Origin of the sequence: Sorangium sp. So ce394 (assembly GCF_051474665.1) — a bacterium.
GTDB classification, from domain to species: domain Bacteria; phylum Myxococcota_A; class Polyangia; order Polyangiales; family Polyangiaceae; genus Sorangium; species Sorangium cellulosum_D.
In genome coordinates, this window is the sequence record NZ_CP150339.1 from 7,671,874 (window position 1) to 7,697,287 (window position 25,414).

The window sequence follows — 25,414 nt, forward strand, 5'->3', positions numbered from 1 at the left end:
ACCGCCGCCGCGCGGCGCGTCACGGCCAGGGGTTCGACGTGAAGCTCGCGGCGACGCCCCGGCTGTCCGTGGCCGTGAAGACGACCCGCGTGCCCGCGGGGACCTCCTTGCTGATGGCGTACTCGCCCTCGCCCCAGGACTGGGGCTCGAGCCTGTGCGTGGTGCTGTTCACGCGCGCCGTGACGCCGGTGATGCGGTACCCCGGCTCGACGACCTTCACCTGGATCCACCACCGGTTGACGTTCGGAGACACGGTGAACTGGAACCCCGAGGTCGTGGTGCCGCCGCCGGAGCCGCCCCCGCCGCCTGAGCCGCCGCTGCCGCCCGAGCCGCCGGTCCCGCTGCTGCTGCTGCTGCTCGTGCTGCTGCTGCTTCCGCTGCCCGAGCCGCCGGTGCCTTCCAGCATCCTCGCCTTGACCCACTTGCCCGACTCGGTGAGCTCCGAGTCCGGCCAGTTGCCGGTGGTCCTGGCGCCGGGGGTGAGCGCCGAGGCCGTCTCGTTCTTGTCGAACAGCGACCAGTTGGCCCAGCTGATCTTGTTGGCGTTCAGGAAGTTGATCCAGGTCTGGGACTCGTTGAGGTTGAGCCCGGTGTTCCCGGAGGCGTCGCAGGTGCCGAACTCGGTCACGAACAGGGCGAGGCCCCTGTCCATGGCCGTCCTCGCCTTGGCGCGCAGGCTCTCCTTGTGCGTGTTGGCGTAGAAGTGCAGCGTGTAAGCGATGTTGGAGAACCCGGTGATCGGGTCGTTCGCGGCGATGTCCACGTCCTGCGACCAGGTCGGCGTGCCGACGATGATCACGTTGTTCGAGCCCGCGCTGCGGATCGTGTTGATCACCTCGATCGCGTAGGGCTTGATCGTGCTCCAGGGCTCGTTGTCCGGCTCGTTGTAGATCTCGAACAGGACGTTGGGCTGGTTCCCGTAGGTCTGCGCCATCTCCCGGAAGAAGGCCTTGGCCTGCTCCTTGTGGTCCTGGGCGCTGTGATCGTGCCAGTCGATGATCACGTAGATGCCCCGGGCGATCGCCGCGTCGACGACGGTCTTCACCCGGTTCTTCTCGGCCGTCGGGTTCGTGAGGTACCCGCCCGACTCGACGCCCATCGCGGCGCGGACCACGGTCGCCCCCCAGCTGTCGGCGATCGAGTTGACGACGCTCGCGTTGTAGAACGAGCCGCCCCACTGGCTCCAGAACAGGCTCATGCCCCGCAGCTGGACCGGCGCGTTGTTCTGGTTCCGGAGCTCCTTGCCCACGATCTGGAGCCTGCCGTGCACGTCCACCGGCCTCGTGGAGGCCGCATACGACTGCTCTTCCGTGAGCTCGCCCTCGATCGCCTCGCCTTCGCCCGTGTCCGACGGCGCCACGCAGCCCGCGAGCGCGGCCGCTTGCACCGCCGCGAAGCACAGCCCGAGCCGGAGGCCCGAGCCCGTCAGCATCCCCCAAAGCGCGCTCTTCATCATCCCGTCCTCCCGGAGAGCCAGGGGCACGCGGCGCGCCGGAGCAAGAGAGCACCTCGCGAGCCGCTCTCCCGATCTCGTCGCGGCGCAAGGGGGCCGACAGCCTGGGTCCAGGCGCGAGCCGGCGCAGCGCGAAGAGAGGTGACGAGCGTCGCGGGGTCGGAGCGTGAGACGCCGACGCGCGACCGGTTCCTGGCTAAGTAACGTTGATAACGCCCGCTGCCCCGGAGACGACCCCCGGGCGCGGGAAACGAAGCATGAGCAGTCTATTAGCACATTCCCGTCGCACCTTGAAAGATCAATTTCCGGAGGGGCCGATATGCAACAGCGGTGAACCTTTCTACATCTCAGCGTCACGCTGTCGGGGCGTCACGTTGCCGGGTCGGGGATTCCCGCACTGCGTCAAGACGTGGTGATGGCCCACACCGTAGGAAGGCGTGGTGATGGCCCGCACCGCCTCACGTGTGATGACGGGCCGGCGCTCCGCTCCTTGCCTTGCCGCGCGCGGCTGCGCTTGCTCCGCGGCAGCGATCTGCACCTCGCTTGAGCGGGCCCCCGCGCAGTTGAGCGGCGCCTCGCGCAACGGCGCCGCACGGGGCGGCGCGGCGCCGCGAAAAGCCGGCTGCATCGCGCTGGTATGCCCGTTGCTCTTGCGACCCCCCGTGCAAGGCGGACGGGGGTGCTCGTGGGTGACAGGGCAGCTCCGTCGTCAGGTCGTGCGGCCGCGGACGGCCGCAATGGCAGGATGGGAGAGAGAGAGATGATCACGAATCTGAACAATGGGTCGCTTCGTCGTGGGTTCCGTTCTCTTCTGGCGCTGCTCCTCGCGGCGGCGGCGCCCGCGTGCGTCGCGGCGCCCGTGGAGGAGCCGATGGACGAGCGCATCGATGCGAGCGACGAGGCGCTGCGCTCGGGCGACGCCTCCGGCTGGGCCTTCTTCGACGGGACTCGGCTGCTCTCGGCGAGGTCGTTCAACTCGACGGGCGGCGCGAACCACGTCGCGCTCTCGGGGGTCGGGGTGTATACGGTCACGTTCGACGACCTGGGCGGCAGCGGCGGCAACGTCCAGGTGAACTCGACGGGCGGAGAGGGTCAGCGGTGCAAGGTGTCCTCGTGGCAGACCGTCGACACGGCGCTCAAGGTCCACATCCGCTGCCACACGGCGGCCGGCGCGCCGACGAGCTCTCCGTTCGTCGTCTCCTATGCCCGCCTCGCGGGCGGCACCGCGGTCTCGAGCGCGGGCGCTTATCTCTTGATGAACCGGCCGACGGGCGGCGCGCTCTCGAGCGAGCACCAGTGGGGCGCGCCGGCGTCCGTCACGCGGACGAGCGCGGGCCGCTACACCATCACGCTCGCCGGCAACGGATCGGTCGAGAGCTCCGTGCTCGTGACGGCGGTCGGCAGCGGCCCCGAGTACTGCAAGCCGCTCACCTGGTCGAGCCCGTTCGGGAGCACGAACATCGATGTGCTCTGCTTCGGCCAGGGCGGCGCGCCGGCGGACACGAGCTTCTCGCTCCGGTACCTCCGCGAGCCGCGCGAGGCCCCGTACGAGAGCGGCGGCTACGTGGTGGCGAACGAGCCGACGACGGCGGACTACACGCCCGCGAACCAGTACCACCTCATCACGTCCGAGTGCAACGACAGGAGCGAGACCGTCGCCGTGCACCGGATCTCGCCCGGGCGCTACCAGATCACGTATCCGGAGATGGGCGGCCTCGCGGGGGTCGCCCGCGGCGCGGCCCTCGCCACCGCGGTCGGGGCGGGCTCGGACTACTGCAACGTGGTCGGCTGGGAGCACCCCTCCGCGGATCCGGACGCGATCCGCGTCGGCGTCCGGTGCTTCAACGCGAGCGGGCTCCTCGTGGACGCGCGGTTCTCGCAGGCGTACTTCTCCGAGCTCTACCACATCTGCTGAGCGCCCCGCCGGCGCGCGCGGCGGGGAGCGCCGCGCGCGCCGGCGTTCGCGGCGCTCGTGTCGAGGGTCGCGGCGACCGTGTGCGAAACCCCGCCGAACGCGGACCTCGCGCTCGGCGGCGGTCGCCGCGCGCCAAATTTATGAAACCCCGCCGAACGCGGACCTCGCGCTCGGCGGCGGTCGCCGCGCGCCAAATTTATGATTGACGCCGGCCATGTTAGCGCTCACATTCGCCGCTCCGGAGCTTCTTTCGCCTTGCCGTGGATAGGGCGTCATGAAGTCCCCCGTCCGCGCCACGCCTGGTTCGTATCCCGTGGCTTGGATATCAACGAGGAGAGCGCCCATGTCGTCCAGCGTTGGCTCTGTGAGCTCCGATCGCGTTCACCATCGCTCGCGTTGGCGGCCACCGGTCTGGGGCGGCCTGGGCCTCTGCGCCGCTCTCAGCCTCGGCTGTAGCGACAACGGCCACGCTGACGGACCGGCCGCCGGAGAAACCTCCTCGAGCGGCTCCGGCGGCGGCGCTGCTTCCGGTAGCACGAGCAGCGGCGATGCCGCTGGCAGCGGCGGGGCGACCGGGGGCGCGGGTGGATCGAGCTCGGTTGGAACGGGCGGCGCCGGCGGCGCGGGCGGCGCAGGCGGCGCAGGCGCTGCCGGGGCCGGCGGCGCCGGAGGTACGGATGGGGGCGACGTGATGAGGTCCGCAGGGTGCGGCAAGACGCGCACGATCCAGAACGGCGCTGGCACCGTGCAGAGCGGCGGGAAGAGCCGCAAGTACACCCTGCACGCCCCCGACGATTACGATAGCGACCACCCCTACCGGCTGATTCTCTCCTTCCACGGGGCCACGGGCAACAGCGGCCAGGTTGCGCCCTCGTACTTCGGGCTCTGGTCGCTCTCCGAGGGGAGCACCATCTTCATCGCGCCCGACGCTGTCGGCGGGTTCTGGTCAGCCGACGACGATGTGACCTTCGTCGACGACATCCTCAAGCAGGTCACCGACGATCTCTGCATCGACACCTCGCGCATCGAGCTCGAGGGCTTCAGCCAGGGCGGCGCCATGGCGTGGACGCTGGCCTGTGCGCGCCCGAACGTCTTCCGCGCCGCCGTGGTCCACTCCGGCGGCGGCCTCGCCCGTCCCGCGAGCTGTCAGCCGATCGCCTTCATGTCTTCGCTCGGTCAGCAGGAGAGCGGCGGCGCCGGACAAACCTCCAACAGCGATTTCTTCGCCAAGCAGAATGGATGCACGGTGGAGAGCTTGGCCAAGGCGCCGAGAGGCGGCCACGCCTGCTCTGACTACGAGGGCTGCTCCGCGGGCCATCCCACCCGCTGGTGCGATTACGACGGCGGTCATACTCCGTCGCCGAACGACGCCGGGCAGAACACGTCGTGGATGCCCCAGGAAGTCTGGAACTTCTTGAGTCAATTCTAAAGCGGTCTTCAACCGAGTCTGGCACGGCCCGAGTCCACGCCCGAGGCATGGCGATATCGGCTTGCGTACCAGGCTGGCGTTGTGTAGCATTTCCGCCCGATGAACCGATTCAAGATTCATGTCCTCGGGCTCGCATCGCTCTCGTTGGCGCTGCTCGCCGCGCCGCCTGCGCGCGGGGCATCGCTACAAAAGGTCAACCAGGGCGAATGGGGGGTGGACGGCCTTCCCGGCTACGTCAACATGTATATTTACGTGCCTGACGAGCTGGCGACCAAGCCTCCCATCGTCGTCGCTCCCCATCATTGCCAGGGAACTGGCCCGGGCACGTTCAGCGAGATGTCGAGCCTGGTTTCCATAGCGAACACCAGCGGCTTCATCATGATCTTCCCGGAGGCCACGGGGCAGAACTGCTGGGACGCGGGCTCGACGAGATCGCTCAAGCACGACGGCGGCGGCGACACGGGCGCCATCGTCCAGATGGTGAAATATACGCTCGCGAAGTACAGCGCCGACCCGGGCCGCGTGTACGCGGTCGGCGGGTCGTCGGGCGGCATCATGACCGAGGCGCTGCTCGGCGTGTACCCCGACGTGTTCATGGCCGGCGTGTCGCTCATGGGCGTCCCGTGCGGCTGCTGGGCCGAGGGCTACAACGACGTCACCGGAACCGGGAGCACTGCCCAGTGGAGCGGGCCCTGCGGGAGCGGCAGCGTCACGAAGACCGGGCAGGCGTGGGGAGACCTCGTTCGTTCGTACTATCCCGGCTACACCGGCCATCGCCCGCGCCTGCAGCACTGGCATGGCACCGACGACACGATCCTCAGCTACAAGAACATGGCTGAAGACGTCAAAGAGTGGACGAACGTCTTGGGTCTGAGCGAGACCCCGGATGGGACCGACACGCCGAGGACTGGAACCACGCGCCAGTTCTGGAAGAGCGATTGCGGCTACACGGTCTACGAGGCCTTTTCGATGGCCGGCGTCGGGCACTCCGTGCCGTTCGACGGACACGCCGTCGCCGCCTATTTCGGCCTCGACAGGGCCGGTGGTCAGGATCCAGAGACGGCAGCCTGTCCGGGTGCTGTTCCCGGTGGTGACGACACCGGCGGTGCGGGCGGCGCGGGCGGCACCGGAGGTGCGGGCGCGGCCGGCGCCGGGGGTGCGGGCGGCGCGGCCGGCACCGGAGGCGCGGCCGGCGCCGGAGGCGCGGGCGGGGCCATGGAAAGTGGCGCTGGCAGCGTGAGCAGCGGCGGCGCGATCGGCACCGGGTCCGGGGGAGCAGGCGGACAAGACGCCAGCGCTGGATCGGGCGACTCGACGGGAGAAGAGAGCTCGAGCTCCGGCTGCAGCTGCGCCGTGGGCGACGACGCGCGAGGCTCTGGCACCCAGGCGGGGCTCCTCCTCGCCGCGCTGGGATTGCTGCTCGGTCGCGCGAAGCGCCGCCCGCGCTGAGCCCTCGTTCAGCAAGGGTGCGGGAGAGCCGCTGTGATGTAGAGGCGATCTGGGTTTCTCCCGGCCCTGCCGCATCATCCCGGAAACCGAGACGGGATTTCTGACGCGCGCGACTCGGCACCGGACCGTCCGCCGGGTTGCGCCGCCCCTTCCTACCGCGACATCAAACAAATCTCATCTCACCGCAGTCCGCGACATGCGCGCGCTCCCGGGCGCGCGAGCAGCGCCGTGACAGCCTCGCCTGGCGCGAGATCGCTCTCGCGCCGCGCACGGCTCGCGCAATGCATGAACGAGCACGATCCCTCGCTGGATTTCGCTCGCCCGTCCCGAGCTGCGCGAATACGATGGGGGCGGGATTTTTGTATGATAGATAACAATCAGAACCTCACGGAGATCGAACGCGAGAACGCGGCGCTGCGCCGGCGTGTGGCCGAGCTGGAGGGAGCTCAGGCGAAGCTGGAAGCGCTCTGCTCGGTGAGCACGGCGTTCATCGCCTTCTTCGATCGGAACGGCGTGGTTCTGGAGATGTTTCCGACGCTCGTCATCCCTGCCGAGATGGCCAGGCACGCGCGGGGCAGACACCTCACCAGCGTGGTGCGAGACGACTACATCGAGCGCTGCGCCGAGGTCATCCGGGAGTCGCTCGCGAAGCAAACGGTCCTGAGCATCGAGTACCCCATCACGCTTCGCGATCGCCAGCTGTGGATCCAGGCCGCCTGCAAGCCGTTCACCGAGGACAGCGTCCTCTGGGTCGGGCGCGACGTCACGGCGCAACGACACCTCGCGTCCGCCCAGGCGGAGCTGCGCGACTTCCAGGCGCTCGTCGACAGCGCGCCGGACGGCGTGTGCATGGCCTCGGAGGAGGGCGCGATCTTCTATGCCAACCAGGCCTTCCGGGCCATGACGGGCCACGGCGACGGCACGCTCGGCATGCGCCTCTCCGACCTGTACGTGGAGGAGCAGGACGCGCTCTCCGGGATCGTACAGCGGTGCTTCGAGCGCGGGTCGTGGCAAGGCACCCTCGGCCTCGACCAGCGCGACGGGGGCACCCTGCCCTGCCAGGTCTCGATGGTCGCGCTCGCCGGCGAGGCCGGGCGGCCCCCGGCGCTCGCCACCATCGCGCGCGACCTGACCCCGCTGCGCGAGGCCGAGCTCGAGCGGCTCGCCCTCCAGGAGCAGGTCATCCAGGCGCAGCAGGCCACGCTGCGCGAGCTGTCGACGCCCCTCGTCCCGCTGGCCGAGGGCGTCGTCGCCATGCCCCTCATCGGCGCCCTCGACAGCGCCCGCGCCCAGCAGGCCATGGAGAAGCTCCTGGACGGCATCGTCCAGCACCAGTTCCACACGGCCATCCTCGACGTCACCGGCGTCAAGGACGTCGACGCGGAGTCCGCCGACGCCCTGCTGCGCATCGCGCGCGCCGCGCGCCTGCTCGGCGCCAAGCTCGTGCTCACCGGCATCGGCCCGGACACGGCCCAGACGCTCGTGGATCTCGACGTCGACCTCGAGAGCATCACCACCCACAGCACCCTGCAGAGCGGCATCGCCCACGCCCTCGCCCCGCGTCCGGCCCGCCGCGCTGCGCGCGCGCAGCGCCGGGCGTCGTCCTGACGGCGCCCCGCGCCAGCGCTCTGCAGCTCAGTCCACGGCAAAGCAGTAGACGCGGCCGTTCCCGCCGCCCGGAGCGGTGTCGGCGCAGCTGCCGCTCGCGTGGACCGAGTTCCACGGCCGGTACATGTCGGCGTTGCTTCCACTGGGGCCGAGCCCGTCGGAGTGCCCGACCGTGGCGGTCTGGCTCGCGTCCTCGGAGGTCCAGTCCTCGCAGGTCTGGCCGGCCTTCAGGGTGCCGTCCCGGTTCGTGCCGGTGAGGATGTCGTGCTGGTTCGGCGTCGGGGAGCCCTCCCACTGGCCTGGCACCATCTCGCCCTTCTCGTCGAGGAACACGGTGTGATCGCCGAACCTCGCGTGCAATTCCTCGATGTCCGCGGCCACCATCACGAGCTCTGCGTTGTACCAGGGGCCGGCGCCGATCCGGTCCTTGGCGTGCACCGGCTGATCGTCCGGGCCCTTCTCGACGCTGAGGTAGGCGCGCCAGGTCTTCGCTCCGGCGCCGACCGCGGCGGCCAGGTCCTGGCACCGCTTGTCGGCGCCGGCGAGCCCGCCCAGGTTCGCGGTCGGGCTCCCGGTGCTCGACACGAAGAAGCTGAGCGACGGCCCGCCGCTGCCGCCGCTGCCGCCCGTCCCGCCGCCTTCGCCCGCGCCGCCGCTGCCGCCCTCGCCGCCGCCGCCCGTGCCGCCGCCGCTGCCGCCCGTACCGCCGCTGCTGCTGCTGCTGGCGCCGCTGCTGCTGCTGGCGGCGGCGCTCGCGCTGCTGCTGGTGCTGCTGGAACCGCCGTTGTCCTCGTCGCCGCAGCCGGCGATGGCGAGCGAGACGCCGAGGCCGAGGAATATGCCGACCTTGCAAAGATTCTCGGAACGTGATCGCTTCATGGAAGACTCCCGAACAAGATGCCGCGCGTGGGCGCGCAGGATAGCCTACATGGGGCGGATCGAGGTCGGGAGACTGCTGTCCTGGATGCCTTTCGCGACGGGACCAGCGAGCGGCTCGGCCCCTCCGGGGGACCGGGGCTGCTCGAAGCGATCGACGAAGAGGCGACGAAGAGGCGACAGAGCGGCGACGAAGAGGCGGCCTACCCTCGTCGGGACCAGATCCGGTCGAGGAACGCGCGCACGTCGTGCGGGAGCTTGCGGTGAAACGCCTCGCGATCGAACCCGGCGGGATCGCTGGCGGGCAGGAAGCCCGGGGTCCTCATCTGGGGAGGGAACGGGCTCAAGAAGGAATGATGGCCTGCGTTCTCGACGACCTCGAAGGTGACCTGAGCCCGGTCGGGGACGAGGTCGAGCACGAGCTGCCCTTGCCATCTCGGCGTCATGCGGTCGTGCTCCGCGACGAGCAAGAGGATGGGCGCCGTGACGTCCTGCAAGGCGTCGTTGAGGCCGAACCAGCCGGTCGCGGGGGCCATCAGGACCAGCGCCTTCACGCGCGGGTCCTTCGTGACCTCGATCTTCTGCCCGTATCCCGCGAAGGGCTGCCCGCCCGCGACGGCGAGCGCGGTATAGCCCCCCATCGAGTGCCCGATGATCGCCACGCCGTCTTCCCCCAGGCGCGGTCCGAGCTCCGCATCGGAGGCGACGGCATCGATCGCGAGGCGAACGTGCCGAGGTCGATCGCGGAGGTTCTCGAGCGTCTCGGACCTGGACCGATCGTTGCGGTTGTCCCCGGGGTGCTCCGGCATCGCGACGACGTATCCGCTCTGCGCGAGGTGGGACGCGAGCGTGCGATACACGAGCGGCGAGCTGCCGCCGCCGTGCGAGAGGACCACGAGCGGCAGCGGGCCGCCGTCGACGGGCGCGTTCGGCGCGACCTCGAGCGAATAAGGCCCCATCGCCACGATCTCGGCGGGGACGCGCGTCGGGTACATCAGCAGGACCGGGAACGAGAGGTCCTTTGCCTCGTCGCGCACGACGAGGCTTCGGCTGCCCACGAATCGATTCATGCGGGGTTCTCCTGCGGAGCACTGGAGGACGGGAGAGGGTCTGGAGGTGATCGTCTACTGGAGAGGGAGGAAGATGTCGGTGACGCCCTCGTGATCGGGCACCTCCGGGAAGAAGCGCACGCGCTGCAGGAAGAGCGGGTAATCCCGCGGCTCCTCGCCGCTCGCGGGGAGCCAGGCCGCGTAGAGGTGCCTCACGGCGTGGAAGAGCGTGTCATCGCCCCCGATGTGCCGCAGGACGGCGCACCGGCCGCCGGGGATCGTCTTCGCGACGACGCCGAGCGGGTTCTCTGGCACGGGGCGGCCGGTCGCCGCGCAGAGGTCGATGCGGAAGGCCTCCGACGGGGTCTCGGCCGGGTCGTCGTAGAGGACGTTGAAGGTCGCGCTGCTCCGCGGCGGCAGCCGGTTCTCCTTGCGCCACCCGATGAAGCGCCGCACCGATTCGAGGACCCGCTTCGGGTCGCCCCGGTGCTCGAGGGCGGCGACGCGGGTCTCCTCGAACCGCGCGATCGTCACGTCTCCGGCGCGATCCTGCGGGCGGAGGGGCAGGGTCCTCGCCTCGCTCAGGCGCTCGTGCATCGCGTGCCACGGGTCCCACCGGGGCTGTTCCCGGAACTCGGACGGGGTCTGGCCGAACGCCTTCTTGAAGGCGCGGCAGAACGCTTCGAGGCTCTCGTACCCGCTCGCCAGCGCGATGTCGGTGACGCGGGCCTGATCCCGGAGGGCGAGCCGCTGCGACGCGCGCCGCAGGCGGAGGAGCTTCACGTACTCGTGGACGCCGATGCCGAAGAGCTCGGAGAACTGGCGGTGAAAGTGGTATTTCGAGAACGCGGCGACGCCGCTCAGCCGATCGAGCGTCAGGTCCTCGTCCAGGTGCGCGTCGATGTGCTCGAGCACCCTGCGGAACCTGACGAAGCAGGCGTTCTCGGTGGCTTCGGTCAAGGGCGGTGTCCTCCTCGGCGAGCGACAGGATAACGAGGGGGTGCCGGCCGTGCCTGACCGAAGTTGCTGAACTTCAGGGCGACCCCTCGTGCGGGCTGCCGGTCCAGCGCAGGTCGGCGAGGATGGGGAGGTGGTCCGAGCCGAGGTCCGGGCCGATCCAGGCGCGCTCGGTGGTCCAGCCCGGCCCGGCGAGCACGTGGTCGATGCGGATGCCGAACCAGCGCGTCCGCTTCGTCGCGCCGAACCCCAGCCCGGCGCGGGAGAACGCGTTCTCGAAGCCCGACCAGAAGCGCCGGTAGATGGCGCTGTCGACCGGCATGTTGAGGTCGCCGACGATGACGGCCGGATAGGGCGCCTCGTCGACCCATTGTCGCGCGAGCTCGGACTCCCACGCGCGCAGCGCGATGACGCGGTCGTGCTCCGCGGCCTGCTTCCAGAGGCCGTGCATCAGCGCCTCGATCGCCTCGCGCGGCGTCTCCAGGTGCAGGTTGAGGAGGCTGAAGGTGCGCGCCCCGGGCGCCGCCTGCGCGCTCGGCCGCGGCGCGTCGGGCGCGCCGGGCGCGTCGGGCGCGCCCGCGGCAGCGGCAGCGGTAGCGGCGGCCGGAACGGGAGCGTGGTGCGGAGCGCCGGGAGTCGCGCGATCCGGCAGGGCGATCGCGTAGCGGAGGATGGCGCCGTGGCCGCCGGCGCGCCAGACGTCGTTGCGATCTCTCGACTCGGCCTTGAGGACCGGATACCGGCTCACGAGGCACATGCCGCGGTCGACGTGGACGGACCACCCCGGGAAGGCGGCTGTCAGATCGGGCTCGGGGATCGAGCACTCCTGCAGGGCGAGCACGTCGGGCCGGGACTCGGCCACGAAGGCCTTGAGTCGATCCATGCTCATGGCGCGGCTCCCCGTGTTGAAGGACGCGACGCGCAAGTCCCCGCGGCCCGATCCGCCGGTGAGCGCCCGGAGGGAGAGGCAATACCCGAGGATGGGCCCGACCACGATCGCCGCCGCCAGCGCCGCGGGGATGAGGGCGCGGCGCTGGAGCAAGAGCGCGGCGGGGACGATGATGAGCAGCGGGAGGGCGATGACCTGGCGCGGGCCGAAGAGGAAGAGCGTCGCGGGCCAAAAGCGGTCGCCCAGGATGGGCAGGGCGAGCCAGACCGCGGCGACCCCGAGGAGGTAGAGCACGGCGGCGGCGAGCACGACGGCCCGGAGACGGCGCCAGCGCCGCGGGGACGGACGCAGAGAGGCTGGGCCCGGCGGGGCGGAGGGGGATTCCGTGGATGGCGCGCGCTGGGGCATCGAGGTGGTTCCGTGGGTGTGGGTGGACCCTGCCGTCAACGGGCGGAGGCGTCGAAGAGCAGCGCATCGGCGAGGGTCGAAGCGGCCGCGGCCATGGCGCCAGGATAGCCCAAGCGGCGCCGTCGCGCCTACACGACAGCGCGTGGGCTGCACCTCGCTCGTCCTCGGCTACGACGAGGAAGCCGAGTTGACCCGCACTCTCACCTCGTTCACCGCGTCGCGCCTGCACGTCGAGCTCGATCTTCACGTTTACTACGCGAGCCCTTTCATGAGCCGCAGGGTCCGGGATTCCGCCCGGCGCGCCCTTCCACGCGCAGCGATTTTCCGTCACCAGCAGCGTACCCGCGTGATAGCATCGCTCCGTGCATTCCGAGGAGCTCGGGGACATGAGCCGGTCCGACGCGCCTCATGTCGACGTCCTCATCATCACGGCCCTCCAGGATGAGCTTGAGGCCGTGCTTCGGCTGGGGAATGGCGGCGCCTCTGGCTGGACGATGGCGCGAGACCGCAGCGGCCTCCGTTACCATTACCGCAGCTTCACGAACCAGCACGGCGCTCTCTTCTGGATAGCGGCGGCGTGGTCGGGTGAGATGGGTGAGACGGCTGCCGCCACCCGGGCGACGCAGCTCATCGATGAGCTGGAGCCCGCGTGCCTCGCGATGTGCGGCATCTGCGCTGGCAGGCGCGGAGAAGTATCGCTCGGAGACGTGATCGTCGCCGACCGTGTCTACAGCTATGACCACGGCAAGATCGTCGCGCACCGTGGATCCGAGCACCAAGAGGAGCTGCTCTTCCGCGACATCGAGACCTACAACCTGGAAGCGACGTGGAAGATGGACGCGGCCTTCTTCTCTCGTGATCTGGGGTGGAGCGCCGAGCTCGTCAAAGAGCGGCCCCTGTCGAAGGACGTCCAGCGGCGATGGCTGCTCCACGCGCTGTTCGCTCACCAGGTCGAAGGGGGGGCCTCGCCGCTCACCTCACCCGAGCGCAAGGTGCGTTGCCCTGACTGGACCGCGGTGGTCAAAGAGCTCCGTGCCGAGGGCCTGCTCGAAGACAAGCCCGCTGTCCTGCGGCTCACGGATGCGGGCCGGGACCTGGTGCTCGAGGAGCGGTTGCTCGATCCAGACGGGTTCCCGACGGATCCGCCCTTTCGCGTTCATGTCGGTCCTATCGCGACCGGGAAAACCGTTCGCGAAGACCCAAGGCTCTTCGACGCTTTGCGGCGACACTCCCGCAAGACGCTGGGGGTCGAGATGGAGGGCGCTGCAATCGGCTATGTGTCCGCGCGTCTCGGCCGGCGATCCATCGTCGCAAAGGCCGTATCCGACTACGCGGATCATGCGAAAGACGAGCGCTTCCGCAGCTTCGCCTGCCGCGCGTCGGCGGAGTTCCTCCTCGCGTTCCTCTGCCGGAACTTCGAGCCGCCGCTCCGACCCCGAACGCGGGACGAGGCGGCTGTCGGGGTGGTCCGAGCGGCGCTCCCCCAGCCGCACGGGACTCTCGCGGGGAGGACCCACAACGATTTCACCCAGCGGGTCGAGCGCGTATGCCGACTGCGGGACCCCGAGGCCGAGATCGTCCGCCGAGCGGCGCCGCCGCCGTTTTCTGGTGTACTCCTCGTCTCGGGGCGAGACGGGCGTCTCGTCCGGATGGCTCCGGTCGCGGTGCTCGATCACCCGATCTCCGAAGAGCTCATCGATCTCTTCATCACGGCGATCGAGGCGCCCTACCGGCGTGAGAACCCCATGCTCCACTCGACGATCGTCCATACCGGCCCTGCCGCCCCGGACCAGCTCCTCCGGAGAGCCGCGAGGGCCGGCGTGTACCTGAAGAGCTTCGGCGAGTACCAGGGCTTGCTCGACCTCACGAAGTACCTGGCATGGCAGGGCGAGCGCCTCGCCCGCGATCCCGTCTATCCATCCGGACACTATGTCGAGCAGCGCGCTGAGCTCTGGGTCGGCGCGGACCGGACCATGACAGAGGACGCGCTCTCAACGCTCAGCGAGCTCCTGACCTCGCCGCACCCGCGCTTCGTCCTGCTGCTGGGCGATTTCGGCACTGGAAAAACGTTCCTGCTCCGCGAGCTCGTGCGGCGGATGACGGCAGAGAACGCGACGAGCTCCCCCATTCTGGTCGAGATGCGAGCGCTGGAGAAGGGTCGGCTCCTGAACCAGCTCCTGGCCCAGCACTTCGCGGCGGCTGAGTTTGGAAGAATGCCCCTCGACGCCTTCCGTTACATGCTCTCCGACGGCCAGGTGGCGCTCTTCTTCGATGGCTTCGATGAGCTCGCGTTCCGGGTCACGTACGAGCGGGCGGTCGAGCACTTCGACACCATCCTTGAGGCTGCGGAGGGGAACGCAAAGGTCGTAGTATCAAGCCGCACCGCGCATTTCCTCACGGATCATGACATCAAGCGGGCGCTCGCTCGTGAGGCCGAGCGTGTCGCCGGGTTCAGGCTGCTCAAGCTCCAGCCCTTCGATCGGGGTCGGATCCGGCGGCTCCTGGTCAAGCGGCTCCCGAGCGAGGCCGACGCCGACGTGCGCCTCCGCCTCCTCGACGGGGTCAGGGATCTGCTCGGCCTCGCCGAGAACCCGCGGATGTTGAGCTTCATACTGGAGCTCGACCCGCGCGACCTCGAGGAGGCCAGGACGCGCTCGGGCCGAATCACCGCTGCGAGGTTGTACGAGCTCCTCATTCAGCGATGGCTCTCGAGCGAGATCGAGCGCGCGAAGCCGCGCGGCGCCGAGCCTCCCCTCAACCTCGAGCAGATCTGGAAGGCAGCGATGGAGCTCGCGATCCTGCTCTGGTCCCGATCGGAGCGCGGCGTCAGCATGCAGAGGATCCCCTCGACGCTGCTCTCGGCCGTCCAGGTGCTCGATCTTGATCGGCCGCTCGACGCCGAGGTTGCAAAGCAACAGATCGGCTCGCGCTCACTGCTCGTCCGCGACGATGACGGCAACTTCTCGTTCATCCACCAGTCGGTGCTCGAGTGGCTGGTCGCCCACGCGGCCGCCGCGGAGGTCGCGCAGCGCGGCGACGCGGAAGCTCTCGGAGTGCAGACGATGAGCGATCTCATGATAGACTTCTTCACCGATCTCGCGGGCCGCGACATCGCCGTGACATGGGCGCGCGCGAAGCTCGCTTCTCCCGGCAAGGACGTCGCGACAGGCAACGCCTGGCGCGTCCTGCTGCGCCTCGGCGTGGTGAACGACGGTGAGGCGCCGGGGGCCATGATCGAGGCGCAGAAGCTGGAGGGGCAGGATCTGCGCGGGTACGATTTCTCGCACGTGGGTCATCTGCGAGGAGCGAACCTCGCGCGCGCCGATCTCACGGGTGCGACCCTGGTGGGGACCGATCTCGGGGGCTCGTGCCTCGCTGGCGCGCGCCTGGTCCGCGCCGATCTGCGCGGCGCGAACCTCACGGGGGCGGATCTGCGCGGCGCCGATCTCTCCTTCGCCCGCCTCCTCGGCGCCGAGCTGCGTGGCGCGAACCTCGAAGGAGCCATCTTGCTCGCCGCAGAGTTCGTCGGCGCTGCGGTGGACGAGCCCTCGCCACGATGGATCCATGACCTACGGGGTTGGGGGGCCGCGCCACCGCGCCCCGCGGCCATCGAGGCCGTTTCGATCGGAACGATCTCAGCGTGTCATGCCGTCGCATTCAGCTCGGATGGCGTGCTCCTGGCGACCGCGCACGACGGCGGCGTGATCCGCCTCTGGGAGGCTGCCACGGGCGCCGCCTTACGCGTGCTGAGGGGGCAGCGGGGCCCGGTCCAGTGCGTCGCCTTCGGCCCTGACGGGCGCCAGCTCGCGAGCGGGGCCGCCGATCGCACGGTGATGCTCTGGGACGCCGTGACGGGAGCGAGCCAGCGTATCTGCGCCGGGCACGGGGGTCCCGTGCAGAGCGTCGCGTGGAGCCCCGACGGACTCGCCCTCGCCTCGGGGTCGGTCGACGGCACGGTGATGCTGTGGGACGTCGCCGCCGGCTCCGTCAAGCGCGTCTTCAAGGGGCACTCGGATCGCGTCCTCTGCGTCGCGTGGAGCCCCGACGGCCTCACTGTCGCCTCCGGCTCGGCCGACGGCACGGTGACCTTGTGGGAGGTTGATACCGGCTCCGTGCGGCGCGTGCTCCGGGCGCACACGGACTGGGTCCAAAGTGTCGCATGGAGCCCTGATGGCCTCACCCTCGCGTCTGGTTCGGCCGACGGCACCGCGCTGCTCTGGGACGTGGCCACCGGCTCCGTCCGCCGCGCGCTCGAGGGGCACGCAGGCTCGGTGGAGTGCGTGTCATTCTCGCCTGACGGACGCACCCTCGCGTCGAGCTCATCGGAGCCCCTCGTCATCCTTTGGGAAGTCGCGACCGGCGCTGTCCTCCGCAAGCTCCGAGAGCATTGGGAGAAGATCGGGAGCGTCGCCTGGAGCCCGGACGGCCGCACGCTCGCGTCGGGCTCGGCGGATCGGAGCGTCGCGCTGTGGCAAGCGGAGACAGGCGTCACCCTGCGCGTGCTCAAGGGGCACGCGGAGCCGATCCAGAGCGTGGCCTTCAGTCCTGACGGGCTCACGCTCGCCTCCGGATCGAGCGACCGCACCGTCACGCTCTGGCAACCTGGGACGGGGACGATGCTGCGCGTGCTCAAGGGGCACGCGGAGCCGATCCAGAGCGTGGCCTTCAGTCCTGACGGGCTCACGCTCGCCTCCGGATCGAGCGACCGCACCGTCACGCTCTGGCAACCTGGGACGGGGACGATGCTGCGCGTGCTGAGGCGACACGCGGGCGGGATCTTGAGCCTCGCATTCAGCGCGGACGGGGCCACGCTCGCGTCCGGCTCCAACGATCGCTCCATCCTGCTATGGCACGTCCAGACGGGCATGGTCCTGCGGTCCCTGAAGAGGCATTCCGGCAGCGTATTGAGCGTGGCCTTCAGCCCTGACGGGCTGACCCTCGCGTCCGGCTCAGCGGACCGCACCATCGCGCTCTGGGATCTCAAGAGCCGCGTCGCGCCTCGCGTGCTCCTCGCGCGCACAGATCGGGTCCTCAGCGTGGCTTTCTCCTCGGATGGTCGAGCCCTGGCGTCAGGGTCGGCTTGCGGCGCCGTGACGCTGTGGCAGGTCGAGACGGGGACCGCGGTGCGCGTGCTCGATCGTCGCGCAGATTCCGTCTGGAGCGTCGCATGGAGCCCGGATGGGTCGCGCCTCGCGTCCGGCTCGGCGGACGGGACGGTGAAGCTGTGGCAGGCCGACACAGGCAGCGTGATCCATCGGCTCGAAGGGCACACCGATCGCGTGTGGAGCGTCGCGTGGCGATCCGACGGGCGCGTGCTCGCGACGAGCTCTGAGGACGGTTCGATTCGGCTCTGGGACGCGTCGGCGGGAGCGTGCGTCGCGTCTCTCCTCCGGCTTCCGGAGGGCTGGGTCGCCTTCACGCCCAGGGGTCGGTATCGACTTCGCGGCGACACTGCCGCCTCGTTCTGGCACGCGGTAGGCCTCTGCCGGTTCGAGCCCGGCGAGCTGGATGCTCACCTGGCCGCGCCGCTCCGTATCGCGAACGACGAGCCGATCTTGCCCTGACCACCTTGGACCCACGACATGAAAGCAATCGCAGCAGGAATGACAGACTTCGGTCTTCAGCGAGATCATAACGAGGACAGCTACGCGATCCTCTCGGAGTACGCCCTCTTCATCGTCGCCGATGGCATGGGCGGTCACCGGGCAGGCGACGTGGCGAGCCGCCTCGCGACCGAGTCGATCGCGGATTTCTTTCGCTCGACCAGCCGGGAGGACGCGACCTGGCCGCACCACTTCGATACCAGCCTCTCCGAGGAAGGAAACCGTCTGGTGAGTGGCATCCGCGTCGCCAATCGACAGATCTTCGAGCGCAGCATCCGTTCGCGGGACTGTGCTGGAATGGGCACGACCGTGGTGTGCGCACTTCACTCTTCAAAGAAGAACCGCATGCACATTGGGCATGTCGGCGACAGCCGCGCCTACAGGGTGCGAGGCGGGGAGATCACCCAGCTCACGCGCGATCACTCGCTCTACAACGATTACATCATGGCGATGCCCGAGCTCACGGAGGAGCAGCGGGCAGAGCTTCCGGTGAACGTCATCACCCGCGCCCTGGGGATGAGTGACACCGTGGCGGTTGACCTCGTGAATGATGAGCCACAGGCGGGCGACGCCTATTTGCTGTGCTCCGATGGGCTGAGTAATATGGTGACCGACGATCAGATCCGCGATATCATCACCTCGACGGAAGAGGCCCACGAGGCGTGTCGACAGCTCGTTGCCGCGGCGAACGAGCAAGGCGGCGAGGACAACATCACGTTGATCCTCATCCGCATGACGGAAGACGGCACAGAATCGGATGCGCCAGACGATGATCCTGGGTCGCCCCCGGAAGCGGCGATCGAGCTCGACGACCCCAGCGACCGCGCCACCGCGGTATCCGAGGAAAACTGACGCGTTCCCAGGTGCCAACGTGGCGCGTGAATAGAGGTTAATGGGTGGATCAGCGAAGCGTGACAGCTACGCCGCGCAAGGCGAGGGCTCACGCGCGACGAGGCGCTGACGCTAGCGACGCGACCGGGTAGGCTGCACGCTCTGCGCCCGTACCGTCTTCGTCTTGGGAGCTCTGGATCTCGACTGCGGTGCTTTCGTCTCCGCTGCCCCTGTCTTCACCGGCGCCGCTCTCTTGGCCGGATCTGCAGGCTTCGCCGGGGCCATAGGCTTTCCCGGTGCCCGTTTGTTCACCCCAGCCCCCTTCTTCGCCGCAGCCCCCTTCTTCGCCGCAGCCCCCTTCTTCGCCGCAGCCCCCTTCTTCGCCGCAGCCTTCTCCCCGGCTGCAGCAGCCTTCTTCCCCTCTCGCTCGCTCGCCGCAGCCCCCTTCTTCGCCGCCGCCTTCCCCCCGGCTGCAGCAGCCTTCTTCCCCTCTCGCTCGCTCGCCGCAGCCCCCTTCTTCACCGCCGCGTTCTCCCCGGCCGCAGCAGCCTTCTTCCTCTCCCCCGCTCGCTTACTCGCCCCCGCCCCCTTCCCCGTCGCCCCCTCCTCCTTCGCCCGCAACGCCCGCTGCGGCGCCACCGCGCGGTAGCTCTCCTCGATCCACTCGAGCAGCATCGCCTCGGGCACGCGGTCCTTCGGACCGAAGCGCGCTGTCACCCACCCGCTCTTGCCGAGGTTGTACCCGGTCGGCGCCGCGAACGGCAGCAGGAGCGCGGCGTCGCCCGACTGCGGCAGCTTCGCGGTCACGACGAGCTTCCCTTCGTGGAGGTTGAGGAAGACGAAGATCTTCCCGCGCACCTTGGCCACGCGATCCCCCCAGGGGAACTCCTCAACCGCCTCGGGATAGGCCAGCGCTGCGTCGCGCAGCCTCGCAAGGATGGGTGAGAGCCGCGCGTCGTCCTTGGTCGTGGTCATTCGCCGAGCCTAGGGCGCACGCCGGACCACGTAAAGCCGGAGCCGCTCGCCGCGTCAACCGCTGAGCCGACAGCCGCCGAGCAGCGCCAGCCCGAAGCGCGTCTTGCGCCCCCGCGCACCCCTTGCTTCCCGCGCGTGACGCCCCCGACAGCCTCGAAGGGACCACCTTGACAGTGTCGCCCTGGCGCGCTTACGTGGCGAGCGATTCACCCGCCCGTTCCGGAAGGGGGCCGAAGCGGCCAGCGGAGCAGACGATGCGAGGCGACCGGAGCATGGCGGAGGACCGATCCCACCGAGACGATCTACAGCGCGACAACGAGGCCCTGCGAGCGCAGAACGAAGAGCTCCGCCGCGAGCTCGCCGAGCTGCGACGGGCGCTCGCCCAACCCGAGCCCAGAGACGAGCCGTCGCCTGGAGCGCTGCCCCCTGACCCCGGCCCCGGCGCCGAGAAGCGAACACCGCGCGGCGGCGCGCCGTCCGACGACGTCGACGTGCTCCGCGCGGTCCTCGAGGCCGCGCCCATGCTGCTCTTCGCCAAGGACGCCGGCGGTCGCTACATCCTGGCGAACGGGTACTTCCTGAGCTGGGCGCGCCTCGCGTGGGGCGATGTGGCCGGGAAGACCGATCACGAGATCTTCCCGAAGGAGCGCGCCGACACGTTCCGTACCTCCGATCTCGAGGTCCTCACCACGGGCCGGACGCTCTCGTGGGACGAGGGCGACGTGAGCCCCGACGGGCAGCTCCACCACTTCGCCGTGCTCAAGTTCCCGCTCAGGGACGCGGCCGGGGCGGTCCGCGGCGTCTGCGGCGTCTCGACCGATATCACCAGCTACAAGCGCGCAGAGGCCAAGAACCAGGAGCTCCAGGCCGAGATCATCCGCGCTCAGGAGAGGAGCCTGCGCGCCCTCTCCACGCCGCTCTTGCCGATCGCCAAGGGCGTCCTCGTCATGCCGCTCATCGGCGACATCGACCAGCGCCGCGCGCAGAGCGCCCTCGAGGTGCTGCTCGGCGGCATCGTCGCCCACGGGGCCAGGCGGGTGATCCTCGACATCACCGGCGTGCCGGCCGTCGACGCCGACGTCGCGAACGCGCTGGTCAAGACGGCCCAGGCCGTCGGGATGCTCGGCGCGACCGTGATCCTGACAGGCATCCAGCCGAAGATCGCAGAGACCCTGGTCGAGCTCGGCGCCGATCTCAGCGGCCTTGTCACGCGGTCGACGCTGGAGAGCGGCATCGCCCACGCGCTCAAGGGCTGACTTCCCCGGGGCCATCCGGTACGGTGCCGCCCGCAGGAGCTATCCATGTTTGCGCTCGAGAACCGTGTTCAGGAGTATGCCTGGGGCTCGCGGGAGGCCATCGCGGCGCTGCTCGGACAGGGACCCTCCGACAAGCCGCAGGCCGAGCTCTGGATGGGCGCCCACCCGGCGGCCTCCTCGATCGTCGAGCTCGACGGAGGCCGCGAGCGCCTGATCGACGCCATCCCCAGGCGCGCGGACGCCTTCCTGGGCGCGCCGACGCGCGATCGCTTCGGCGCGCGGCTCCCGTTTCTGCTCAAGGTGCTCGCGGCCGACCAGCCGCTGTCGCTGCAGGCGCACCCGGACGAGGCGCAGGCGCGGCGCGGGTTCGACGCGGAGAACGCGGCCGGCATCCCCGTCGACGCGCCCGAGCGCACCTACCGCGACCCGCACCACAAGCCCGAGCTCATCTGCGCGCTCACCCCGTTCGACGCGCTCTGCGGCTTCCGGCCGGCCGAGGCCCTGGCGGACGCGTTCGCGCTCCTCGCCGGCGGCCCGGGCGACGCGCTCGTCCCGCGCGGCAGCGGGCCCATCGACGCGGCCGCGGTCGCGCGGCTCGTCGAGGGCCTGCTCGCGCTCGGGCCGGCGGCGCGGCGGGAGCTCGTGTCCGCCGTGGTCGAGGCGTGCCGGGCCCGCGCCGAGGCGGGCGGGCCGCTCGCGCGCGCCGCGGGCTGGGCGCTGCGCCTGCACGAGCTCTACCCGGGCGACGTCGGCGTCGTGATCGCGCTCCTGCTGAACGACGTGCACCTCGAGCCGGGCGAGGCGCTGTACCTGCCGCCGCGCCGGCTGCACGCCTACGTGCAGGGGGTCGGGATCGAGATCATGGCGAGCTCCGACAACGTGCTGCGCGGCGGGCTCACGCCGAAGCACGTCAACGTCGGCGAGCTCCTGCGCGTCCTCGACTTCTCCCCGTGGCGCGTCGAGCCCGTCGCGCCGCGCCGGGCCGGCGCCGAGTCCATCTACGACACCCCGGCGCCGGAGTTCCGGCTCTCGCGCATCGAGCTCGACGCCGCGTCATCGTGGCGGACCGACGACCGGCGCGGCCCCGAGATCGTGCTGTGCACCCGGGGACAGGCGTCGCTGGTCGACGCGCGCGGCGCCGCCCAGGGGCTCCGCCAGGGCGGCTCGCTCTTCGTCCCGTTCGCCTCGGGGGGCTACGCCATCGAGGGAGAGGGCCAGTTCTTCCGCGCCACCGTCGGCCTCTGAGCCGCGCCGGGGGGCGCCACGCGCCACGCGGAGCACCGCAGAGAAGCCTGAGCATCCCCGCGCCCGGACAAGCGGCTCATGACGACGCGGCGCGCTCCCGCGCCGCCGGCCGGGGGCTCGCGCCGTCGGCCGCGGCGGCGCCACCGGCCGCGGCGGCGCCGTCGGCCGCGGCGGTCGCCGGCGCTTCGCGCGGGGGCGCCGGCGGGTCCGCCGGGTCGCGGCGGAGCGACCGGGCGGCGGCGCGCCACGTGGCGAGCACGCGCCGCTTCATCACGCGGAGCTCGTGCGCGGCGAGCTCCGCGGCGCGGCGGGCGCTGTCGTTCACCGAGGGCCGCGCCGCCCGGAGCTCGACGAGCGGCCGCGCCGAAAGCGACAGGGCCAGCTTGTACTGGCAGGGGCTGTCCAGAAAATCGTACTCGCGCCGCCCCGCCTCGATCGCGGCGCGGATGGCGTACGCGTGCACCACGATCCCGGGCCGGAGCCCCTTCGGCAGGTCGACCCTGCGCCCGCACTGGTAGAAGTAGATCTTGTTGCTCCAGACGAGGTTGTAGAGCGCCGCGACGGGCTCGCCGCGCGCCGAGAGCCACGCGAGCTCGAGGGCGCCGCGCTCGAGCATCGCGGGCATCACCTCGTCGTGGAACGCGCGGAACCGCGGCGAGGCGAAGACGCCCGCGCGCCCGTCGGCCGACCAGCGCTCGGCGTGCAGGCGGAGCAGGATCTCCCGCGCCCGGGCGAGCTCCGCCCGCGTCGTCGCCCGCTCGAACGTCAGCGCGCCGCCCGCCCACGCCTCGAGGTCGCGCATCGAGCGGCGCACGAGGTAACGGCGCGACGCGGAGAGCGCGCGCAGGTACACCTCCCAGCTGGACGGCAGCGGGATGTAGGGAGAGGCGTCCGTGACCTCGATCCGCGCGTCGATGCCGTGCTGCCGGAGCGCACCCGCGAGCATCACGGGGAGCGCGCCGTCGGTGCGCATGGCCGGCAGGACGAGCTCGTCCCACGCGCCCAGCGCCGCGCCCGCGAGCGCGCCGGCGAGCGCGTGCGCGACGTCGGCCTCGGCGCCCCGCTCGGCGATGACCCCGAGGTTGCAGGAGCAGATCTCGTCGGCCGGGTCCTCGCCCGAAGCGAGGAGCTCCAGCCGGCGGAACGGGATGCCGCTGCTGTGCCGGCAGCGGCGCTCGAGCAGCGGCGCGAGGCCGACCAGGCGGGGCCCGTCGAAGAACAGCGCGGCGCGCAGCGCGCGGCCCTGCGCCCCGAACACCCGCCACCAGGCGAGCATCCAGTCCGGCGCGAGCATCGGCTCGTCCATCTCGCTCCGCCCCATCAGATCTTCCCACGCCGCCCGCATCGCGGCGAGCTCGGCGACCTCGGTCACCAGGTGAAATCGCAGCATCTCCCCCTCCGCCTCGTCCCCATCGAGCTCCCCTCCCCGTGCCCGCCGCGCCGCGCCGCCCCCTCGCGCGGCGCGGCGCGACGGCATCGCCGCCCCTCAGCGCCATCGCGGCCGCAGCTGGGCGATCGCCCCGCGCGCCGCGCCGAAATGCTTGTCCAGCCACGTCATTCGATATCCCTCCTCGGCGGCGCGTCGCTCGGCGCGCTCGTGATCGTAACGGACCCGGTGAAACCAGATGTCCTGTCGCGACGAGTCGAAGATGGCGAACTCGGCGAGCTTGTCGCGCCTCCGGGCCGCGTCGACCGAGCCGGGGTTGATGAAGAAGCGCCTGCCCCGCGCGCGGTCGAGCGAGACGCGCTCGCAGGCCGACCGCAGCGTCGCGACGCCCGCCTCGACCTCGTAGAGCGCCTGGACGTGGGTGTGCCCGAAGAAGCAGATGCGCCCGCTGGGCTCGCGCTCGCCGAGGAGCCGCGCGTTCTCCTCGATGTGCGCGGGGCTCGTCATGTATTCGCACGTATCGTCGACGCCGCCGTGAATGAGGACGATCTCTCCCTCGATGAGGCGCCGCCTGGGCAAGAGGGCGAGCGCCCGCTTGCTGTCCACGGAGAGCGCGGCGCGCGTGCGCCGGAGCGCGAAGGCGGCCTTCGCGCCGCAGCGCTCGACGTCGATCCGCCCGATCGCGACGAGGTCGTGGTTGCCCGCGATCGCGACGACCGGCGGCCGCCCGAGCAGGCGCACGCACGCGTCCGAGTCGGCGTTGTATCCGACGATGTCCCCGAGGCAGAGCAGGTGCTCCACGCCCCGCTCCGCGAGGAACGCCTGCACGGCCGAGAGGGCCTCGAGGTTACCGTGAACGTCCGCGATGATCCCGTAAAGCATGGCGCGCCACCTTTCGTGTGAGGAATGTGCTGGCCCATCGCGCGAAGGGCCTCGGGTCGTCCCAGGCGAAGGCGTCGTAGACCGTGGGCGCCCCCGCGACCGCGCCGAGCCAGGTCGCGACGGATGCGCCGCCGCGCTGCTCCCGGAACGCGCGGTAGACGCGGTAGACGTCGAGCCAGCGGTAGCCCGCGGCGGCGCGCGGCGCCTCGGCCGGGCGGCGGCCCTCGACCAGGTAATCGTACGCGACGCGCGGCAGGTTGACGCCCGCCGCGGCGCCCACGTGGTTCCAGAGGGTGTACCGGGCGTTGACCTCGAGCGTGTAGAGCGCGCCGCTCCTCGCGTCGCGCACGAGGTCGATCTTGAACGGCCCCTTGAGCCCGAGCTTCCCGGCGACCTCGCGCCCGGCCGCGGCGACGCCGCCGTCGTCCGTGACCTCGACGAGGGCGCTCTCGCCGGCGAAGGCCGGGTAGGTGCGGAGCTTGCGCCCGCAGAACCACGCGAGCAGCTCCCGCCGCTCGTCGGCGAACCCGTGGAACGACACGAGATCGACGACGCCGCCCGGGATGTGCTCCTGGACGATGAGGTCGCGCTTGAAGCGCTCGAAGTGCGGGTGCGCGAGCAGCTCGGCGCGCGTGCCGAAGCAGCGCGCCTTCCCCGCGCCGCCGAGGAGGTCGCGCTGGATCTCGGCCCAGGCGGACTTGCGGCGCGGCTTCACGAGCAGCGGCTCGCGCAGCCGCGCCAGATCGCCGCCGGGCCGCAGCGTGCGCGGCGCGAGGACGCCCTTCGCCTCGCAGAGGCCGTAAAACCCCTCCTTGTCGAGCAGCGACCAGCACACGTCCTCCTCGTTGAGGAGAAAGAGGAAGTGCCGCGCGAGCGCCGCCCGGTGGCGGTAGACGAGCTCGAGCTGCGGGTCCGTGCCGTAGAAGAGCGGGATCTTGCGCCCGAGCGCCCGGTGGAGCCGCTCCCCGAGGCCCAGCAAGACGGCCGCGGACGCGTCCCGGCTCGCCTCGTCGAAGCCGGGCACGGCGCAGGCGGCGCTCACGTGGCGCGAGCAGAGGACCGCGTCGGACCGATCCTTCGTCGCCGCGATGACCGGGATTCCGGCCATCCCGAGCGGCCGGACCAGGGTGATGTCCCCCAGCACGAGCGCCGGGGGGCGCTCGGGGGAGAAGCGGATGGCGTCGATGTCCTGTCGGTCCATG

Annotated in this window: 17 protein-coding genes; 8 read left to right on the forward strand and 9 right to left on the reverse strand. The window is 70.7% G+C overall.

The features are described 5' to 3' along the window. Positions 1 to 19: 19 nt before the first annotated feature. Positions 20 to 1,453 (reverse strand): glycoside hydrolase family 5 protein, encoded by a 1,434-nt coding sequence (locus WMF33_RS27925; RefSeq protein WP_437331480.1) that lies wholly within the window; start codon positions 1,451 to 1,453, stop codon positions 20 to 22. A gap of 760 nt (positions 1,454 to 2,213) precedes the next feature. On the opposite strand from WMF33_RS27925, the gene WMF33_RS27930 reads away from it, so the two are divergent. The 4 genes from WMF33_RS27930 to WMF33_RS27945 all read left to right on the forward strand — a co-directional run bounded on the left by WMF33_RS27930 (position 2,214) and on the right by WMF33_RS27945 (position 7,854). Then, positions 2,214 to 3,368: a hypothetical protein gene (locus WMF33_RS27930; protein ID WP_437331481.1), complete on the forward strand. Its 1,155-nt coding sequence runs from the start codon at positions 2,214 to 2,216 to the stop codon at positions 3,366 to 3,368. A gap of 688 nt (positions 3,369 to 4,056) precedes the next feature. After that, entirely contained in the window at positions 4,057 to 4,797 is a 741-nt protein-coding gene (locus tag WMF33_RS27935) for an alpha/beta hydrolase family esterase (protein ID WP_437331482.1), read from the forward strand. Positions 4,798 to 4,896: 99 nt separating this feature from the next. After that, on the forward strand, positions 4,897 to 6,246 hold the full coding sequence (locus WMF33_RS27940) for an extracellular catalytic domain type 1 short-chain-length polyhydroxyalkanoate depolymerase (RefSeq protein WP_437331483.1): 1,350 nt from the start codon (positions 4,897 to 4,899) through the stop codon (positions 6,244 to 6,246). 363 nt (positions 6,247 to 6,609) lie between these two features. Next, positions 6,610 to 7,854 (forward strand): PAS domain S-box protein, encoded by a 1,245-nt coding sequence (locus tag WMF33_RS27945; protein ID WP_437331484.1) that lies wholly within the window; start codon positions 6,610 to 6,612, stop codon positions 7,852 to 7,854. A gap of 27 nt (positions 7,855 to 7,881) precedes the next feature. On the opposite strand, the gene WMF33_RS27950 is transcribed toward WMF33_RS27945, so the two are convergent. The 4 genes from WMF33_RS27950 to WMF33_RS27965 all read right to left on the reverse strand — a co-directional run bounded on the left by WMF33_RS27950 (position 7,882) and on the right by WMF33_RS27965 (position 11,934). Next, entirely contained in the window at positions 7,882 to 8,733 is an 852-nt protein-coding gene (locus WMF33_RS27950) for a DUF1554 domain-containing protein (protein WP_437331485.1), read from the reverse strand. A gap of 200 nt (positions 8,734 to 8,933) precedes the next feature. Further along, positions 8,934 to 9,800: an alpha/beta hydrolase family protein gene (locus WMF33_RS27955; protein ID WP_437331486.1), complete on the reverse strand. Its 867-nt coding sequence runs from the start codon at positions 9,798 to 9,800 to the stop codon at positions 8,934 to 8,936. A 54-nt stretch (positions 9,801 to 9,854) separates the two neighbouring features. Continuing rightward, entirely contained in the window at positions 9,855 to 10,739 is an 885-nt protein-coding gene (locus WMF33_RS27960; protein ID WP_437331487.1) for an AraC family transcriptional regulator, read from the reverse strand. 73 nt (positions 10,740 to 10,812) lie between these two features. Beyond that, positions 10,813 to 11,934, reverse strand: a complete 1,122-nt coding sequence (locus WMF33_RS27965; RefSeq protein WP_437331488.1) for an endonuclease/exonuclease/phosphatase family protein — start codon at positions 11,932 to 11,934, stop codon at positions 10,813 to 10,815. 485 nt (positions 11,935 to 12,419) lie between these two features. On the opposite strand from WMF33_RS27965, the gene WMF33_RS27970 reads away from it, so the two are divergent. Together WMF33_RS27970 and WMF33_RS27975 are read left to right on the forward strand one after the other, a co-directional pair. Next, on the forward strand, positions 12,420 to 17,597 hold the full coding sequence (locus tag WMF33_RS27970) for a pentapeptide repeat-containing protein (RefSeq protein ID WP_437331489.1): 5,178 nt from the start codon (positions 12,420 to 12,422) through the stop codon (positions 17,595 to 17,597). Positions 17,598 to 17,615: 18 nt separating this feature from the next. Continuing rightward, positions 17,616 to 18,488: a Stp1/IreP family PP2C-type Ser/Thr phosphatase gene (locus WMF33_RS27975; RefSeq protein ID WP_437331490.1), complete on the forward strand. Its 873-nt coding sequence runs from the start codon at positions 17,616 to 17,618 to the stop codon at positions 18,486 to 18,488. A 111-nt stretch (positions 18,489 to 18,599) separates the two neighbouring features. Here the strand turns inward: WMF33_RS27975 and WMF33_RS27980 are convergent, their stop codons facing one another. Continuing rightward, positions 18,600 to 19,442 carry an MmcQ/YjbR family DNA-binding protein gene (locus tag WMF33_RS27980; RefSeq protein WP_437331491.1) on the reverse strand — a complete coding sequence of 281 codons (843 nt, stop codon included), beginning with the start codon at positions 19,440 to 19,442 and terminating at the stop codon, positions 18,600 to 18,602. 272 nt (positions 19,443 to 19,714) lie between these two features. On the opposite strand from WMF33_RS27980, the gene WMF33_RS27985 reads away from it, so the two are divergent. Together WMF33_RS27985 and manA are read left to right on the forward strand one after the other, a co-directional pair. Beyond that, entirely contained in the window at positions 19,715 to 20,698 is a 984-nt protein-coding gene (locus tag WMF33_RS27985) for a PAS domain-containing protein (protein WP_437331492.1), read from the forward strand. Between the two features lie 45 nt (positions 20,699 to 20,743). Further along, a complete protein-coding gene (gene manA / locus WMF33_RS27990) occupies positions 20,744 to 21,943 on the forward strand; it encodes a mannose-6-phosphate isomerase, class I (RefSeq protein WP_437331493.1) in 1,200 nt (399 codons plus the stop codon). A gap of 76 nt (positions 21,944 to 22,019) precedes the next feature. On the opposite strand, the gene WMF33_RS27995 is transcribed toward manA, so the two are convergent. From WMF33_RS27995 to WMF33_RS28005, 3 genes are all read right to left on the reverse strand, one after another. After that, the gene (locus tag WMF33_RS27995) at positions 22,020 to 23,333 is read right to left on the reverse strand and encodes a GNAT family N-acetyltransferase (RefSeq protein ID WP_437331494.1); all 1,314 of its coding nucleotides are present in this window, start codon (positions 23,331 to 23,333) and stop codon (positions 22,020 to 22,022) included. Positions 23,334 to 23,429: 96 nt separating this feature from the next. Next, complete coding sequence (locus WMF33_RS28000) at positions 23,430 to 24,212, reverse strand: metallophosphoesterase family protein (protein ID WP_437331495.1); 783 nt, start codon at positions 24,210 to 24,212, stop codon at positions 23,430 to 23,432. Beyond that, entirely contained in the window at positions 24,178 to 25,413 is a 1,236-nt protein-coding gene (locus WMF33_RS28005) for a carboxylate--amine ligase (RefSeq protein WP_437331496.1), read from the reverse strand. Before WMF33_RS28005 ends, WMF33_RS28000 begins: the two co-directional genes overlap by 35 nt. Position 25,414 lies beyond the last annotated feature (1 nt).

Bases quoted from the DNA above. Each gene is read 5' to 3' on its own strand.
- WMF33_RS27970 (WP_437331489.1), top strand. From the start codon at position 12,420: ATGAGCCGGTCCGACGCGCCTCATGTCGACGTCCTCATCATCACGGCC.
- WMF33_RS27925 (WP_437331480.1), bottom strand. From the start codon at position 1,453: ATGAAGAGCGCGCTTTGGGGGATGCTGACGGGCTCGGGCCTCCGGCTC.
- WMF33_RS27950 (WP_437331485.1), bottom strand. From the start codon at position 8,733: ATGAAGCGATCACGTTCCGAGAATCTTTGCAAGGTCGGCATATTCCTC.
- manA (WP_437331493.1), top strand. From the start codon at position 20,744: ATGTTTGCGCTCGAGAACCGTGTTCAGGAGTATGCCTGGGGCTCGCGG.
- WMF33_RS27995 (WP_437331494.1), bottom strand. From the start codon at position 23,333: ATGCTGCGATTTCACCTGGTGACCGAGGTCGCCGAGCTCGCCGCGATG.
- WMF33_RS28000 (WP_437331495.1), bottom strand. From the start codon at position 24,212: ATGCTTTACGGGATCATCGCGGACGTTCACGGTAACCTCGAGGCCCTC.
- WMF33_RS28005 (WP_437331496.1), bottom strand. From the start codon at position 25,413: ATGGACCGACAGGACATCGACGCCATCCGCTTCTCCCCCGAGCGCCCC.
- WMF33_RS27985 (WP_437331492.1), top strand. From the start codon at position 19,715: ATGGCGGAGGACCGATCCCACCGAGACGATCTACAGCGCGACAACGAG.
- WMF33_RS27945 (WP_437331484.1), top strand. From the start codon at position 6,610: ATGATAGATAACAATCAGAACCTCACGGAGATCGAACGCGAGAACGCG.
- WMF33_RS27980 (WP_437331491.1), bottom strand. From the start codon at position 19,442: ATGACCACGACCAAGGACGACGCGCGGCTCTCACCCATCCTTGCGAGG.
- WMF33_RS27930 (WP_437331481.1), top strand. From the start codon at position 2,214: ATGATCACGAATCTGAACAATGGGTCGCTTCGTCGTGGGTTCCGTTCT.
- WMF33_RS27975 (WP_437331490.1), top strand. From the start codon at position 17,616: ATGAAAGCAATCGCAGCAGGAATGACAGACTTCGGTCTTCAGCGAGAT.
- WMF33_RS27955 (WP_437331486.1), bottom strand. From the start codon at position 9,800: ATGAATCGATTCGTGGGCAGCCGAAGCCTCGTCGTGCGCGACGAGGCA.
- WMF33_RS27940 (WP_437331483.1), top strand. From the start codon at position 4,897: ATGAACCGATTCAAGATTCATGTCCTCGGGCTCGCATCGCTCTCGTTG.